Origin of the sequence: Arthrobacter zhaoguopingii, assembly GCF_009828605.1 — a bacterium.
GTDB lineage: Bacteria > Actinomycetota > Actinomycetes > Actinomycetales > Micrococcaceae > Arthrobacter_D > Arthrobacter_D zhaoguopingii.
This window is the reverse complement of sequence record NZ_WIAE01000002.1, coordinates 308683-324032: the sequence shown is the minus strand read 5'-3', so window position 1 is coordinate 324032 and position 15350 is coordinate 308683. Positions and strand designations below refer to the sequence as shown.

Genomic DNA, 15350 nt, shown 5'->3' with positions numbered 1-15350 from the left:
GGCACAGTTGGTCGGTAAGCACTTCGAGCAGGAATGAAGGTTTCGTGGCCACCAAGTCAAGCAGCAGCCGCCCCTCGGGGAAGCCCACCGTGGTGTCCTGGCGGGAGGCGCGCCCGGCGCCCGTCGTCCTGCTCAGCGGGCCGGAGGACTACCTGGCCTCGAAAGCCTCCGAACTGATCCGCACCCAGGTGCGCACCGCCCAGCCCGGTGCCGAACTCGTCACCCTCGATGCCGCCGCCTATGGCGCCGGCAGTCTGGGGCTGCAGTCGAGCCCGTCGCTGTTCGGGGACTGGAAGATCATTGAGGTCGCCGGACTCGCCTCGATGAATGATGAATTCCTTCAGGATGCCCTCGCCTACCTCGCGGATCCGGCGCCGGACGTGGTGCTGGTGCTGCGGCACAGCGGCGGGAACCGCGGCAAGAAGCTCCTTGACGCCATTTCCGCGAGCGGCGGAGTCAGCGTCGACTGCCAGCCGCTGAAGAAGGACGCGGACAAGGCCGACTTCGTCTCTGCGGAGTTCCGGCTCGCCCGGCGCAGGATCGACGGGGACGCCGTCCGCGCCCTGGTTGCCGCCGTCGGATCGCAGCTTTCGGAACTCGCGGCGGCGTGCCACCAGCTGATCGCCGATACGGTCGGGGACGTCACGTCGGAAGCGGTGGAGAAGTACTACGGGGGCAGGGTCGAGGCGACAGGCTTCAAGGTCGCCGACGCCGCCCTCGCCGGGCGGACGGCTCAGGCCCTGTCGATGCTGCGCCATGCCCTGGCGACGGGCGCCGACCCCGTCCCGCTGGTGGCGGCCCTCGCCATGAAGGTCCGTGCCGTCGCCAAGGTCCACGGCGCGTCGGGCTCCTCCGCCCAGCTGGCCCGGTCCCTCGGAATGGCGCCGTGGCAGGTCGATCAGGCGCGCAGGGAAGCCCAGCGGTTCTCCTCCGAGTCCCTCGCCCGGTGCGTGCGCGCCCTCGCCGACGCCGATGCCCAGGTCAAGGGCGGGTCGCGGGATCCGGTCTATGCGGTGGAACGCGCCGTCACCATCATCGCCCTCGGAGACCGCTGAGCGCCGGAGACAGCCCGGCGCCATCCTCCCGGCAGGACCCCGCCTGCCCTGGCGGCTGCTGGCCAGGGCCGTTATTGGCCGGGGCCGCGCAGGAGCAGGACCTTCAGCCTGCCGGACTCGCAGCGGGGAGGGCCGTTAAAGACCTGTGGCCGGCCCCGAGGGACCGGCCACAGGTGTGAAAACCTGGGGAACGCTTAGAGCGCGTTGACCTTCTTGGAGATGGCCGACTTGCGGTTGGCTGCGTTGTTTTTGTGCAGCACACCCTTGCTGACAGCCTTGTCGAGCTTGCGGCTGGCAGTCTGCAGTGCGGCCGCGGCGGCGTCCTTGTTCGAGGAATCCAGGGCGGTGGTTACCGCGCGGATCGCCGTCTTGAGCTCGGACTTCACCGAGTTGTTGCGCTGCCTCGCCTTTTCGCTGGTGAGGATGCGCTTCTTCTGGGACTTGATATTTGCCACGTATGAGAACTTTCTTTGTATTGCGGACTGGTCGTGAGGGAATTTCGGTCCAACCATGAACTGAGCGGCGTGGGGATACCGTGTGGCGATTGGTCCAAAGTGCCCGTCGACCTGCGCGGACACACAGCTAGCTATCTTAGCAGAGTTCGACCGGCTCTGCGGTGGGCGGTGCCCGGCGGGCCCCGTCAGGTGCGCGGGATGCGCCCGACGACGGCGTCGAATGCGGCCTTCGGAAGTACGGCACCGTTGCGCCGGATCGCCGACGGCTCGATGCGGAGGATCCGGTCCACCCGCACCTCGCTCGGGCGGCGCTTCGGATCCCAGGGTCCCGTGCCGATGTCCACGTACCGTGCGTCGGCGGAGCGCCCGTTGTTGCGGTCCCGCGACGTCAGTGCAAGGCCCAGAAGGTGCCGCCGGTCGCGCCCGATCAGCAGGACCGGACGGTCCTTGCCCTGGCGCGGGTCCTCCTCGTAGGGCACCCAGGTCCAGACGATCTCGCCCGGGTCGGGTCGGCCGTCAGGCCGCGGCGAGTACGTGAAGCGCCCGCGGGTAGGAATCCGCCGCGTGGCCGCAGGGCCCGAGGCGCCCGCCGGCGTCGTGGGGGAGGAAGCGCGCCGCAGCAGGCGCGCTGCCGCCCGGGACCATCGGAGCAGTGTGGAAGCGTCGATTCCCATGGATCCACAGTAGCGGGGCCGGCCCGGTTGCCCCGGGTGCCGCGTTCGGCCGGTAAGGACAGGGCGTGGGACACTAGTAGGGCAACGGATGCCCGACGACGATCGGTCCCTTGTCAACCGTCCCGCAAGAGTGAGGAACCCACGTGTCACCCATGGCCCGCACCGCTCCGGTGCCTGCCGCCACTGATCCGGCGATCATTCGGAACTTCTGCATCATCGCTCATATCGATCATGGGAAGTCCACGCTGGCGGACAGGATGCTCCAGCTCACCGGCGCGGTGGAGCAGCGTGACATGAAGGCCCAGTACCTGGACCGGATGGATATCGAACGTGAGCGTGGCATCACGATCAAGTCCCAGGCCGTCCGGCTCCCGTGGGAGGTCGACGGCACCGCGTACGCCCTTAACATGATCGACACGCCCGGGCACGTCGACTTCACCTACGAGGTCTCCCGGTCGCTTGCTGCGTGCGAAGGCGCCATCCTGCTCGTTGACGCGGCGCAGGGCATCGAGGCGCAGACGCTCGCGAACCTGTACCTGGCGATGGAAAACAACCTCACCATCATTCCTGTGCTGAACAAGATCGACCTTCCGGCGGCACAGCCGGAGAAGTACGCAGCCGAACTGGCGAGCCTCATCGGGGGAGAGCCCGAGGACGTCCTGATGGTATCCGGGAAGACCGGCGTCGGCGTCGAGGCCCTGATGGACAAGATCGTGCGGGACCTCCCGGCGCCCACCGGTGACCCGAACGCGCCGGCGCGTGCCATGATCTTCGACTCGGTGTACGACACCTACCGCGGCGTCGTGACCTATGTGCGGGTGGTCGACGGGAAGCTCAGCCCCCGCGAGCGCATCCAGATGATGTCGACCCGGGCGAGCCACGAGCTCCTCGAGATCGGCGTCAGCTCCCCGGAGCCCAAGCCGTCCAAGGGGCTCGGCGTGGGCGAGGTCGGCTACCTGATCACCGGCGTCAAGGACGTCCGCCAGTCCAAGGTGGGCGACACCGTCACCAACCTCGCCAAGCCTGCGGCGGAGTCGCTGGGCGGCTACCAGGACCCGAAGCCGATGGTCTTCTCGGGTCTCTACCCGCTTGACGGCACGGATTATCCGGTGCTGCGCGATGCCCTCGCGAAGTTCACCCTCAACGACGCCGCCCTCGTCTACGAGCCCGAGACGTCCGCAGCGCTGGGCTTCGGTTTCCGCGTCGGCTTCCTCGGCCTGCTGCACCTTGAGATCACGCGCGAGCGCCTGGAGCGCGAGTACAACCTGGACCTGATCTCCACGGCGCCCAACGTGGAGTACGAGGTCACCCTCGAGGACAAGCGCACCCTGAAGGTCACCAACCCCAGCGAATACCCGGTGGGCAAGATCGCCGAGGTGCGCGAGCCCATGGTCTCGGCGACCATCCTGGCGCCGTCGGAGTTCGTGGGCGCCATTATGGAACTGTGCCAGCAGCGCCGCGGCGTGCTCGGCGGGATGGACTACCTTTCGGAGGACCGCGTCGAGATCCGGTACCGGCTGCCTCTGGCCGAGATCGTCTTCGACTTCTTCGACCTCCTGAAGTCCAAGACGCGCGGCTATGGCTCGCTCGACTGGAAGGCAGACGGGGACCAGGTCTCGGACCTCGTGAAGGTCGACATCCTCCTGCAGGGCGAGCAGGTCGACGCCTTCAGCGCCATCACCCACCGCGACAAGGCCTACGCCTACGGGGTCATGATGACGGGCAAGCTGCGCGAGCTCATTCCGCGCCAGCAGTTCGAGGTGCCCATCCAGGCAGCCATCGGATCGCGCATCATCGCCCGCGAAAGCATCCGGGCCATCCGCAAGGACGTCCTGGCCAAGTGCTACGGCGGCGACATCACCCGGAAGCGCAAGCTTCTCGAAAAGCAGAAGGAGGGCAAGAAGCGCATGAAGATGGTCGGGCGGGTCGAAGTACCCCAGGAGGCCTTCATCGCGGCCCTGTCCTCCGATGAGTCGAAGGACAAAGCCAAGAAGTGACGTTTGGAAACACCCCCTCCGTCCGGAGGGGATCCGGTGCCTAGCGCACTGCCCCTCGGACTCCCGGCGCCCGCTGACGGAGTTTTGCCCGAGCAAGCGCGCGAGGGCGCGGCCGGGCGGGATTTCGGACTCTATGTCCACATTCCGTTCTGCGCCGTCCGGTGCGGCTACTGCGACTTCAACACCTACACCGCCACCGAACTGGGCGGAGGGGGCTCCCAGGACCAGTACGCCGGGACCGTCCACCAGGAGCTCACCCTCGCCGGCCAGGCGCTCGACGCCTCCGGTGTGCCCCGCCGCCCGCTCTCGACGGTGTTCTTCGGCGGCGGCACCCCGACCCTGCTCCCGGCGTCGGACCTCGCCGGCATCCTCTCCGAGGCCGTGGCCCAGTGGGGCCTGGTCGAGGGTGCGGAGGTCACCACCGAGGCGAACCCCGATTCGGTGACCGAGGAATCCCTGCAGATCCTCGCGGCGGCCGGGTTTACGCGGGTGTCCTTCGGCATGCAGTCGGCGGTTCCCCACGTCCTGAAGGTCCTCGACCGGACCCATTCGCCCGAGCGGGTGCCTCAGGCCGTCGAGTGGGCGCGGCGAGCCGGCCTGAAGGTCAGCCTCGACCTGATCTACGGCACGCCGGGGGAGTCCCTCGAGGACTGGCGGCATTCGCTGACGACGGCGCTGTCCTACGGGCCGGACCACATCTCCGCCTACGCCCTCATCATCGAGGACGGGACGAAGCTCGCCGGGCGGATCCGCCGCGGCGAGGTGCCCCCGATCGACGACGACGACCACGCCGAAAAGTACGCCCTCGCGGACGAACTGCTCACCGCCGGCGGCCTCCAGTGGTATGAGGTCAGCAACTGGGCGCGCACGGCCGCCGACGAGTGCCGCCACAACCTGGCGTACTGGCGCGGAGACGACTGGTGGGGCGCAGGACCGGGCGCACACTCACACGTCGGAGGCGTCCGCTGGTGGAACGTGAAGCACCCCCGGGCCTACGCCGCGGCGCTCACGCCCGGCGCGTCTCCTGCCGCGGGCCGCGAGGTGCTGAACGATCACGACCGGTACGTCGAAGACGTCCTGCTGCGGGTGCGGCTGCGCGAGGGGCTTGCGGTCGACCGGCTTGAGCCGGCGGGACGGCACGCCATCGCCGGGCTCATCGCCGACGGCCTCATTGACGGGCCGGACGCCATCCGCGGCCGGCTGCGCCTGACGGGCAGCGGCCGGCTGATGGCCGACGCCGTCGTGCGCCGCCTCCTGCCGGACTAGGAGCGCGGGCGGGGTTTCCCGGCCGCGGCCGGGAAGCGGAACGGGTCAGCGCAGCGGACGCAGGTTCAACGCGTACCGGTAGGGCCTGCCCCGGTTGACCTGGATGCCGGCGGTCACGGAGAACACCGCAATGCCGACCCAGATCAGCGCGTTGACGACCGCGAACACCCCGCCGATCACGGGCAGCAGGGAGAGCAGCCACGCCACGAAGGCCAGGAGAGTGGGGGGAAGCGTGAAGTTCAGCGCCTCCTTCGATTCCTGGGCGGTGAAGGGGCCGCGGTCCTTGAAGATCAGATAGATCACCAGGGACGGCACAAACCCGAGAATGCCGCCGAAATGCGCCAGAGTCGCGAACTGCCGGTCCTGGGAGGCCGTGAGGGGCAGGGCCGTGGCGGGTGCCCCTTCAAAAGCAGACCGGTTTCCGCCAGTTCCGGAGTTCTGGGGTTCATCGGCAGTGTTTGGCAACGAGTTTCTTCCTTTGCAGCGCGGCGGGTTGACCCCAGGACTTCCTCTAAGGGTACTTGCTGCCGAGCGCCGGCGGCATCAGGATTCGTGAGAGCCGGCGGTGAGGAAGTCGATGACCTCCTCGACCCGGCCCAGCAGGGACGGCTCAAGGTCGGCATAGGACTTCACGCTGCCGAGGATCCGTTTCCACCCGTGGGCGACGGCGGCCTGGTCGGAGGAGGGCCAGCCGAGACCGGCGAGGATGCCCGTTTTCCAGTCCTGTCCGCGGGGGACCACCGGCCAGGCGGCGAGCCCCAGCGCACCGGGCTTGACCGCCTGCCACACATCGACGTACGGGTGGCCCACGATCAGGACGTTGCCCCCGGCGCCTGGCAGGGCCATCGCCTGCTGGGCGATCCGCGATTCCTTTGTTCCGGGCAGAAGGTGGTCCACAAGGATCCCGAGCCGCCGCTGCGGACCGGGATCGAAGGCCCGAACTGCCCCGGCGAGGTCGTCGACCCCATGGAGGGGTTCGACGACGATCCCCTCAAGCCGCAGGTCTTCACCCCACACCTTCTCCACCAGTTCGGCGTCGTGCTGGCCCTCGACCCAGATCCGGCTCGCCCGGGCGACGCGCGCCCGCGCGCCCTCGACCTTCACTGAGCCGGAGGCGGTCCGCGTCGATGACTTCACCGGTGCGGCCGAGGGGGCGACCACCTTCACCGGGGCGCCGTCGACGAGGAAACCGTGCCCCAGCCGGAAGGTCCGGCGCTTCTCGCGGCGGTCCTCGAGGACCATCACGTGCAGCCCACCGGACTTCTCCACCCGCACGACGGCGCCCACGAAGCCGCTCTGGACGTCTTCGAGGACGAGGCCGGGCTCGGCCGGAACCTCCGGCAGGACAGTGCGTTTGGGGGCGGAGATGTCCTGGGCCCCCCAGGCGAAGTCGGCCACCCTGATCTCGCTTCCGTGTGCGCCGACGCACAGTTGCTGCCGGTCTTTCCAATGCTAACAATCGTCCCGAACGTACTAGACTTAGCACTTAGGCGTGTCGAGTGCTAACCAAGGACGGGGCGCTCCGCCCAATTTCAACGCGACTGCGGAGGTGAACGAGATGAGCGAACCACGACGCCTGGAAGTGCTGCAGGCCATTGTTGAGGACTACGTGCATACCCGGGAACCGGTCGGGTCGAAGGCCCTGGTTGACCGGCACCGGCTCGGTGTCTCCTCTGCGACCATCCGGAACGACATGGCCGTGCTTGAGGAGGAGGGGCTGATCGCCGCCCCCCACACCAGCTCGGGACGCATCCCCACGGACAAGGGCTACCGGACGTTCGTTGACCGTATCTCGGACGTGAAGCCCCTCTCGGCGGCCGAGAAGCGGGCCATCCAGACGCTGCTCGAAGGCGCCGGTGACCTCGACGACGTCATGGACCGCACCGTGCGGCTGCTGGCGCAGCTGACCAACCAGGTGGCCGTGGTCCAGTTTCCCCGGCTCGGCGGTGCGGCCGTGCGGCATATCGAATTCGTGCTCCTGGCGCCCCGGCAGATCCTCGTGGTGCTGATCGCCACGAACGGCACGGTGCAGCAGCGGGTCGTCCCCGTCTCCTCGCCGATCGAGGAAGCCGAACTGGCCGAGCTCAAGCAGCGGATCCTCGCCCGGGTGGCAGGGGTGGCGCTGTCCTCCCTGCCCAAGGAGCTTGCCGCAGCGGCCGCCGTCCTGCCCCCGGCCCTTGGTGCCGCCGGAGCGGCGCTCATCTCGACCCTCGAGAGTCTCGCCGGAATGAGCCGGGAGGACCGCATTGTGATGGCGGGGACAGCGAACCTGGCCCGATCCACAGTAGACTTTCCCCTCAGTATCGGACCGGTGCTCGAAGCCCTCGAGGAGCAGGTGATCATGCTTCGGCTGCTCTCGGAGATGGAACAGGACGCCCGCGGCATCTCGGTAAGGATCGGCAGCGAGAACCCCTACGGAGGTCTTTCGGAGGCGTCGGTGGTCGCCACCGGCTACGGGCCGGACGCCACAGCGAAGCTCGGCGTCCTCGGTCCCACCCGGATGGACTATCCGGGAACGATGGCAGCGGTGCGGGCGGTCGCGAGGTACCTGTCGAGGGTCCTCGCCGACTAGCGCCAACGCCGAGCCGGATGAGCAAAGCCAAGCAAAACCAAGGCCGGAGACCAAGGCCGGATAGCAAGGGCTGATAAACGACGTCGGCCGGGCCCGGGTGCCGGGCCTGCAGGTACGTCGGTCAGCCGAACAGCGTGTTCTACAGGAAGAGATGTGCAGGAGTGAGTAATCACTATGAGGCGCTCGGTGTGTCGCAGGGCGCGAGCAGCGAGGAAATCAAGAAGGCCTACCGGAAGCTCGCGCGCAAGCTCCACCCGGATGTGAACCCGGGCACGGATGCCTCCGAGGAGTTCAAGCGCGTCAGCCACGCCTACGAGGTGCTCTCCGACCCGCAGAAGCGGCGGGTCTACGACACCACCGGCAACGAGAACGGAACCGACAACGGCTTCGGCTCGGGCTACTCCGGCTCCGGATTCGCCTTCCAGGACATCTTCGAGACCTTCTTCGGAGGCGGCGGCCCCAGCGGCCCGCCCTCGCGCACCCGCCGGGGCCAGGATGCACTGATCAACGTGCGGATCGACCTCAAGGACGCCGTCTTCGGCATCAACAAAAAGATCGAGGTCGATACCGCGGCCGTCTGCCCCACCTGCGACGGGACCTGCTGCCAGCCCGGCACCTCACCGCAGACCTGCGACATCTGCGGCGGCTCGGGCCAGGTCCAGCGGGCCGTGCGTTCCATCCTCGGCCAGGTCATGACGAGCGCCCCCTGCGGCACCTGCCAGGGTTTCGGCACCGTCATCCCCCATCCCTGCCACGAGTGCAAGGGCGAGGGCCGTATCCGTGCCCGCCGCAGCCTGACCATCAAAATCCCGGCCGGCGTCTCGACCGGCACCCGGATCCAGCTCAGCGGCCAGGGCGAGGCCGGCACCGCCGGCGGCCCGCAGGGCGACCTCTACATCGAAATCCGGGTCAACACCGACAGCACCTTCCTGCGCGACGGCGATGACCTCCATGTCACCATGAGCGTCCCGATGACGGCGGCTGCCCTGGGCACCACGGTCACCCTCGACACCTTCGACGGCGAGCAGGAGCTCGCCATCAAGCCGGGCACCCAGTCCGGGGAGGTCCTCACCCTCCGACACCTCGGAGTGACCCACCTGCGCGGGCAGGGACGCGGAGACCTCCAGGTCCACCTCAATGTGGAGACCCCCCGCAACGTCGACGCCGCCCAGGAGGAGCTGCTGCGCCGCCTCGCCGAGCTGCGGGGCGAGGAGTCGACCGAGGGCCAGCTGGCCAGCAGCGGTTCCGGGGTCTTCGCCCGGCTGCGGGAGCGGCTGGGGAACCTCTAGCAGTGACCTATCCGCTGTTCTTCGGGGAGGCCGCCGCCGTGCGGTCCGCCCGCGTAGGCTCGGTCTTCGTCCTCGGCGGCGACGAGGGGCGCCACGCCACGACGGTGCGCCGCCTGGCGCCGGGTGAGTGGGTCGACGTGGCCGACGGCGCCGGGTTCCGGCTCCGGGGCACCGTCACCGACGGGAGCGCGGGCACGCTTGCGGTCCGCGTCGAGTCCGCCGGACAGGAGGAGGCTCCACGGGAGCAGCTGGTGCTGATCCAGGCCCTGGCGAAGGGCGACCGTGACGAGCAGGCCATCGAGGCCGCCACCGAGCTCGGAGTCGATGCTGTCGTGCCGTGGCAGGCCGAGCGGAGCATCGTGAGGTGGCGGGCCGAGAAAGCGGTCAAGGGGCAGCGGAAGTGGGAGGCGGTCGTCGCCGGTGCGGCCAAGCAGTCCCGGCGGGCGTGGATTCCCGAGGTGCATCCGATGCTGGACTCGACCCGGCTCCCGGCCTGGTCCACACGTTTCGACCGGGTGTTCGTGCTCTCGGAAACTGCAGGAGAGGGCCTGGCCCGGCTCGCGGCCGGCCCGTCCCACGGCGGCACGACGGCGGTCATTGTCGGGCCCGAGGGCGGGATCAGTGAGCGCGAGCTGCTGGCCCTGCAGGAGTCAGGAGCGTCCGCCGCCAGGCTGGGGCCGCACGTCCTGCGTTCCTCCTCGGCCGGTCCCGCCGCGCTCGTGCTGCTGAACCACCTGCTCGGCCGCTGGTAGGGGCAGGACCGCGCCGGTCGTTCACTTGATCTCGATGGTCTTCGTGTCAGCGAATTCCTCGGCGTCGCCGGCGCCGAGGCGGAACACCGCAATCTCGTAGCGCCCGGGTGGCAGCGCGACCGTGAACTCGTACTCGCCGGTGGTGCCCGGGGAGCCGTCCAGCTCGGCCTTGCCTTCCTTCACCGTCGCCCCTGGCACGCGCTGGCCCGGGGCGGGCGTGACTCCGCCCTTGAGTCTGTCAAGGGAGGTGATCCGCCAGTTCAGCGTGAACGAATCAGACCGGCCGGAGCCCGACACGACGACGGTCGAAGGGTCACGGACGTCGCCGTCCTGCGGATTGGTGATCCACACCGGCGCGACCAGGGACGGGTCGCGGCGCAGCTCGCCGTCGAGGGCCGCCCCGGCGGGACCGCTGGAGCCCGCCTTGCCGTCGACGAGCAGCACCACGCTGCTCGTCTCCCCGGCGCCAATCAGGCCGGCGTTGGCAGCCGCGGCCGTGGCGGTGAAGACAAGCTGCTGGATGGCGAGATGGGCCCGGGAGCTGTGGAGCCCCGGCCGGAACGCGTCAGCGGACAGGTCGACGGTGATGACGTTCCGCGCGGAGATCGACGTCGTCACCATGGAGGCCGGCTCCCAGAGGGTGTGGAAGTCGGGGTCGAAGGGGCGGCCGGTGGTCATCAGGCGCACCGCGTCGGCGATGGGGTCTCCAACGCTCTCCGGCGCCATCTCACTGGTGAACTCGCGGTACAGCAAGGCCGATCCGCTGCTGTCCCCCACCCAGTACACCGGCAGGATGCCATCGGAACCGACCTGCTCGTCCGACGCGCTGCCCGCTTCGGCAAGCGGCCCGGCCGGCAGGACGTTCGAGGACCCGGACTGAGGGGGAGCCGGGGGATCGGGGGTGCAGGCCGGCAGGAGCAGCACGCTGGTGCACAGCAGGACGCCGGCTGCGGGAACGAGGAGGCCGCGGAGGCCGAGGCGGTTCCGTCGAAGGGGATCCCGTCGTTTCATGCGGGGACCTCCTTCACCGATCGGTATGCCGTGCGCCGCTCCGGTGAAGCCGATGTATGGCACGGACTGCGGGTTTCTGCGCCGGTTCCCAATGGGACGGCGTGTACATCAAGCGTTGCACAGCGAAAGGCCGCGGAACCCTCTGAGACGGTCCATTGCGAGGACTGAAACAGGATCGATACCTAGATGTTGTCGAGTTGGTATGTTCGCTCCGGGCTGCGCGCCCGCGCCCCTGCCCGGCCCACAAGACGGTCACCGCCTCCACACCATGACGTAAGATTGGGGAGCGGGCGAGCATGCTCCGCCGGAGCTGGGACACCGGAACCGGTGGGCTGCGGAGCCCGCAGCAGGGGCGGAATCCATAACAGCGCGGGGCACCAGCAGCCGTAGCGGACGACAGCGACAAGGGGCGATTGAAGGCCGTACGGCCGTACTATGAGCGAATCTTCAACCGGCATAAACGCAGCAGGGCTCGATACGAGGGTTGTGCATTTCGACTCCGGTGAACAGATGGTGCAGGCCTTGGGCACCAATGACGAAGCGCTCAAGCTTATTGAGGCGACCTTTCCCGGGATCAACCTCCAGGCCCGCGGGAACGAGCTGTCCATCACCGGGCCCGCCGCCGACGTCCTGCGCACCGAGCGGCTGATGTTTGAGGTCCGCACCATGGCCCTCAACAACACGGTGGTCAATCCACAGGTGCTCGAACAGCTCATCACGATGCTTCGGACCCAGAGCGTGGGCCGGCCCTCGGATGTGCTCTCGATGAACATCCTCTCCTCTCGCGGACGGACGATCCGGCCGAAAACCCTGAACCAGAAGAGCTACGTCGACGCCATCGACCGCAACACCATCGTGTTCGGCATCGGACCGGCAGGCACCGGCAAGACCTACCTCGCCATGGCGAAGGCCGTCCAGGCCTTGCAGCAGAAGGAAGTCAACCGGATCATCCTGACGCGCCCGGCGGTCGAGGCGGGGGAGCGGCTCGGCTTCCTCCCTGGAACGCTCAACGACAAGATCGACCCGTACCTGCGCCCGCTTTACGACGCGCTCCACGACATGATCGACCCCGATTCCATCCCGCGGCTCATGGCCGCCGGGACCATTGAGGTGGCACCCCTGGCCTACATGCGCGGCCGGACCCTCAATGACGCGTTCATCATCCTCGACGAGGCGCAGAACACCACGCCCGAGCAGATGAAGATGTTCCTCACGCGCCTGGGCTTTGGATCGAAGATGGTCGTCACAGGCGACGTCACCCAGGTCGACCTTCCCGGCGGCACCAAGTCGGGCCTGCGCATTGTCAACGACATCCTCCGGGGGGTCGACGACGTGTTCTTCAGCGAGCTCGACGCCACCGACGTCGTCCGGCACCGCCTCGTCGGCGACATCGTCAGCGCCTACAGCCGCTGGGACGAAGCGCAGACGGCCGATCGGGAGGCGGCTGCCGACGGTGCGGTGGCCTCGGTGCGCCGCGCCAGGGCGGGGACCAAATGAGCATCGAGGTCAACAACGAGTCCGGTGTCGCGGTCGATGAGGAATTGCTGGTTCGGCTTGGGAACTTCCTGATCGACAGCCTGTTCGTCCACCCTGACGCCGACCTGTCGATCATCCTGGTGGACACCGAGGCGATGGAGCGCCTCCACATCGAGTGGATGGACGAACCCGGCCCCACCGACGTGCTCTCCTTCCCGATGGATGAGCTGCGCCCGGGCACGCCGGGCCGGATCACCCCGGCAGGGGTGCTCGGCGATGTCGTGCTGTGCCCGGAGGTCGCCAAGTCGCAGGCCGCCGCCGCGGGCCACACCACCCAGGAGGAGCTGCTGCTCCTGACCACCCACGGCATGCTCCACCTGCTGGGGTACGACCACGCCGAACCCGAGGAGGAGAAGGAGATGTTCGGGCTGCAGCGCCAGCTCCTCAGCGACTTCCTCGGCCGGCAGGCTCCGCGGGAGACCCGGGCTTGATCATCGGGATCCTTGCCGTCATGGCGCTGGTCTTCCTGTGCGTGGCGGCGCTCGTGACCGCTGCCGAGGCGGCCTTCACCTACCTGCCGCGGCACGAGGGGGAGACGCTCGTCTCCGAATCGCGCAGTTCGGCGCTGCGGGGAATCCTCGCCTCGCCCGCTGCGCACATGCACGCGCTGCGGTTCTGGCGGGTCTGGTTCGAGATGGCCGGAGCGGTGGCCGTCGCCATCCTTTTTCACGATGTGCTGGACAACGTGTGGCTGGCCGGCCTGCTCGCCACCGCAGTGATGGCCGCCGTCGGGTTCGTCCTCGTCGGCGTCTCTCCGCGTCAGTTCGGGCGCGCCCACGCCACGGCCGTCGTGCAGTTCACCGCCGGTTTCGTCGCCTTCCTCTGCGGCATCCTCGGCCCGGTGCCGCGCTGGTTCGTCGCCATCGGCAGCCTGGTGACCCCCGGCGCACCCCGCGACGACGCCGCGTTCTTCACCGAAGAGGAGTTCCGCGAGATGCTCACGCGGGCGTCCGATGCCGAAATGATCGAGGACAGCGAGGCCGAACTGATCCACTCGGTGTTCGAACTCGGGGACACCAAGGTCCGCTCGGTGATGGTTCCGCGGACCGACATGGTCTCCCTGGAGAGCGGTTCGAGCCTCGACGAGGCCCTGTCCCTGTTCCTTCACTCCGGGTACTCCCGGGTGCCCGTGATCGGGGAGGACTCCGATGACATCCGCGGCATCCTCTACCTCAAGGATGTCGTGGCCGAGCTGCATGGCCGGGCCCCGGAGCGGCAGAGCCGCACCGTTGACGGCATCTGCCGGGAGGCGCGCTATGTTCCCGAGTCCAAGCCGGTCGGGGACTTCCTGCAGGAGCTGCAGCGGGAGTCGACCCACGTGGCCATCGTCATCGACGAATACGGCGGAACCGCCGGGTTGGTGACCCTTGAGGACCTGATCGAGGAAATCGTCGGGGAGATCGTCGACGAGTACGACTCGGAGGTACCCGAACAGGAACAGCTGCCGGACGGCGGCTACCGTGTCAGCGCCCGCATGGGCATCGATGACCTGGGCGAGCTTTTCGGCGTCGAACTCGAGGACGAGGAGGTCGACACCGTCGGTGGACTTCTCGCCAAGACGCTGGGGAAGGTGCCGATTGTCGGCAGTGAGGTCACAATTGAAGGTATCGGCCTGCGGGCCGAGCGGCTTGAAGGCCGGCGGAACAGGGTTTCACACATCATCGCCTTCGCGCGGGACAACGACCGCGGCGGGGATTTGCAGATCGACGAACAGGAAACGGCGGAAGAATATGAGCGGCGATAAGCACCGGGCGGGATTCGTGTCCCTGGTGGGGCGGCCGAACGCCGGAAAGTCAACGCTGACCAACGCGCTGGTGGGGCAGAAGGTCGCGATCACCTCGGCCAAGCCGCAGACCACCCGCCACACCATCCGCGGCATCGTCACCCGGGAGGACTCGCAGATCGTCCTCGTCGACACCCCCGGCCTGCACCGTCCGCGGACCCTGCTGGGCCAGCGGCTCAACGACCTGGTGGCGGACACCCTCGCCGAGGTCGACGCCGTCGGCTTCTGCATTCCCGCCAATGAGAAGATCGGGCCCGGCGACCGGTTCATCGCCCAGCAGCTCGCCCGGCTGAACCGCAAGCCCCTCATCGCCGTCGTCACCAAGACGGACCTCGTCGACCGCGCGGCGCTCACCGAGCAGCTTCTGGCCGTGGCGGCCCTGGGCACCGAGGTCGTGGGCCCCGAGGGCTGGGCCGACGTCGTCCCGGTGTCGGCCGCCGACGGGTACCAGGTCGATACCGTCGCCGACGTCTTCAGCAAGCACATGCCCGAGTCGCCGGTGCTGTATCCGGGCGGGGAGCTGACCGACGAGCCGGAGGCAGTGATGATCGCCGAGCTCGTCCGGGAGGCCGCGCTCGAGGGGGTGCGGGACGAACTGCCCCACTCGCTGGCCGTCGTCGTCGAGGAGATGATCCCCCGGGAGGGCCGCAGCGAGGACAACCCGCTGCTGGACATCCATGTCAACCTCTATGTCGAGCGCCCCTCGCAAAAGGCCATCATCATCGGCAAGGGCGGCGCCCGGCTCCGGGAGGTCGGCACCAACGCCCGGCGCGGCATCGAGGCGCTGCTGGGCACGAGGGTCTACCTCGACCTCCACGTCAAGATCGCCAAGGACTGGCAGCGGGACCCGAAGCAGCTGGTCCGGCTCGGATTCTGACCGGGCTCACTTCTGACCGGGCACGCCCCGGCCTAAACTCTCGTTGGTCCTGTAGGACCTCTGGTGGCGCACGGCGCCGCCCG

The 15350-nt window shown here is 68.5% G+C and carries 15 protein-coding genes; 10 read left to right on the top strand and 5 right to left on the bottom strand.

Features of this window, described 5'->3' with window-relative positions:
• Window positions 1-44: 44 nt before the first annotated feature.
• Complete coding sequence (gene holA / locus GVV77_RS04425; RefSeq protein ID WP_246199634.1) at window positions 45-1055, top strand: DNA polymerase III subunit delta; 1011 nt, start codon at window positions 45-47, stop codon at window positions 1053-1055.
• Between the two features lie 194 nt (window positions 1056-1249).
• Here holA and rpsT read toward each other — a convergent pair whose 3' ends face one another.
• Together rpsT and GVV77_RS04415 are read right to left on the bottom strand one after the other, a co-directional pair.
• Window positions 1250-1510, bottom strand: a complete 261-nt coding sequence (gene rpsT, locus GVV77_RS04420; protein ID WP_159616719.1) for a 30S ribosomal protein S20 — start codon at window positions 1508-1510, stop codon at window positions 1250-1252.
• 185 nt (window positions 1511-1695) lie between these two features.
• On the bottom strand, window positions 1696-2184 hold the full coding sequence (locus GVV77_RS04415; protein ID WP_159616717.1) for a type II toxin-antitoxin system PemK/MazF family toxin: 489 nt from the start codon (window positions 2182-2184) through the stop codon (window positions 1696-1698).
• Window positions 2185-2327: 143 nt separating this feature from the next.
• On the opposite strand from GVV77_RS04415, the gene lepA reads away from it, so the two are divergent.
• Together lepA and hemW are read left to right on the top strand one after the other, a co-directional pair.
• On the top strand, window positions 2328-4181 hold the full coding sequence (gene lepA / locus GVV77_RS04410) for a translation elongation factor 4 (protein ID WP_201291343.1): 1854 nt from the start codon (window positions 2328-2330) through the stop codon (window positions 4179-4181).
• 36 nt (window positions 4182-4217) lie between these two features.
• Window positions 4218-5447, top strand: a complete 1230-nt coding sequence (gene hemW / locus GVV77_RS04405) for a radical SAM family heme chaperone HemW (RefSeq protein WP_159616715.1) — start codon at window positions 4218-4220, stop codon at window positions 5445-5447.
• Window positions 5448-5492: 45 nt separating this feature from the next.
• Here hemW and GVV77_RS04400 read toward each other — a convergent pair whose 3' ends face one another.
• Both GVV77_RS04400 and GVV77_RS04395 read right to left on the bottom strand, forming a co-directional pair.
• The gene (locus GVV77_RS04400; RefSeq protein WP_159616713.1) at window positions 5493-5912 is read right to left on the bottom strand and encodes a DUF4870 domain-containing protein; all 420 of its coding nucleotides are present in this window, start codon (window positions 5910-5912) and stop codon (window positions 5493-5495) included.
• A 78-nt stretch (window positions 5913-5990) separates the two neighbouring features.
• Window positions 5991-6845, bottom strand: coding sequence for a DUF3097 domain-containing protein (locus GVV77_RS04395; RefSeq protein WP_159616711.1), 855 nt, complete (start codon window positions 6843-6845; stop codon window positions 5991-5993).
• Window positions 6846-7005: 160 nt separating this feature from the next.
• Here GVV77_RS04395 and hrcA point away from each other — a divergent pair, with 160 nt between their 5' ends.
• From hrcA to GVV77_RS04380, 3 genes are all read left to right on the top strand, one after another.
• Window positions 7006-8019, top strand: a complete 1014-nt coding sequence (hrcA, locus tag GVV77_RS04390; protein WP_159616709.1) for a heat-inducible transcriptional repressor HrcA — start codon at window positions 7006-7008, stop codon at window positions 8017-8019.
• 161 nt (window positions 8020-8180) lie between these two features.
• A complete protein-coding gene (dnaJ, locus tag GVV77_RS04385; protein ID WP_159616707.1) occupies window positions 8181-9308 on the top strand; it encodes a molecular chaperone DnaJ in 1128 nt (375 codons plus the stop codon).
• 2 nt (window positions 9309-9310) lie between these two features.
• A complete protein-coding gene (locus GVV77_RS04380) occupies window positions 9311-10060 on the top strand; it encodes a 16S rRNA (uracil(1498)-N(3))-methyltransferase (RefSeq protein WP_159616705.1) in 750 nt (249 codons plus the stop codon).
• A 21-nt stretch (window positions 10061-10081) separates the two neighbouring features.
• On the opposite strand, the gene GVV77_RS04375 is transcribed toward GVV77_RS04380, so the two are convergent.
• A complete protein-coding gene (locus GVV77_RS04375) occupies window positions 10082-11071 on the bottom strand; it encodes a GerMN domain-containing protein (RefSeq protein WP_159616703.1) in 990 nt (329 codons plus the stop codon).
• A gap of 435 nt (window positions 11072-11506) precedes the next feature.
• Between GVV77_RS04375 and GVV77_RS04370 the strand changes: the two genes are divergently transcribed.
• From GVV77_RS04370 to era, 4 genes are read left to right on the top strand one after another with little or no spacing between them, the layout of a single operon-like run.
• Window positions 11507-12568 (top strand): PhoH family protein, encoded by a 1062-nt coding sequence (locus GVV77_RS04370; RefSeq protein ID WP_159616701.1) that lies wholly within the window; start codon window positions 11507-11509, stop codon window positions 12566-12568.
• Window positions 12565-13038 (top strand): rRNA maturation RNase YbeY, encoded by a 474-nt coding sequence (gene ybeY, locus GVV77_RS04365; RefSeq protein ID WP_159616699.1) that lies wholly within the window; start codon window positions 12565-12567, stop codon window positions 13036-13038. Before GVV77_RS04370 ends, ybeY begins: the two co-directional genes overlap by 4 nt.
• Window positions 13039-13058: 20 nt before the next feature.
• Window positions 13059-14351 (top strand): hemolysin family protein, encoded by a 1293-nt coding sequence (locus GVV77_RS04360; protein ID WP_425483341.1) that lies wholly within the window; start codon window positions 13059-13061, stop codon window positions 14349-14351.
• Window positions 14338-15267 (top strand): GTPase Era, encoded by a 930-nt coding sequence (gene era / locus GVV77_RS04355; protein WP_120165494.1) that lies wholly within the window; start codon window positions 14338-14340, stop codon window positions 15265-15267. Before GVV77_RS04360 ends, era begins: the two co-directional genes overlap by 14 nt.
• The last annotated feature ends 83 nt before the right edge of the window (window positions 15268-15350 follow it).

What these genes read in the sequence shown, in the direction of transcription:
- GVV77_RS04370 (WP_159616701.1), top strand. Translation starts at nt 11,507, where the DNA reads ATGAGCGAATCTTCAACCGGCATAAACGCAGCAGGGCTCGATACGAGG.
- GVV77_RS04375 (WP_159616703.1), bottom strand. Translation starts at nt 11,071, where the DNA reads ATGAAACGACGGGATCCCCTTCGACGGAACCGCCTCGGCCTCCGCGGC.
- GVV77_RS04415 (WP_159616717.1), bottom strand. Translation starts at nt 2,184, where the DNA reads ATGGGAATCGACGCTTCCACACTGCTCCGATGGTCCCGGGCGGCAGCG.
- era (WP_120165494.1), top strand. Translation starts at nt 14,338, where the DNA reads ATGAGCGGCGATAAGCACCGGGCGGGATTCGTGTCCCTGGTGGGGCGG.
- hrcA (WP_159616709.1), top strand. Translation starts at nt 7,006, where the DNA reads ATGAGCGAACCACGACGCCTGGAAGTGCTGCAGGCCATTGTTGAGGAC.
- ybeY (WP_159616699.1), top strand. Translation starts at nt 12,565, where the DNA reads ATGAGCATCGAGGTCAACAACGAGTCCGGTGTCGCGGTCGATGAGGAA.
- GVV77_RS04360 (WP_425483341.1), top strand. Translation starts at nt 13,059, where the DNA reads ATGGCGCTGGTCTTCCTGTGCGTGGCGGCGCTCGTGACCGCTGCCGAG.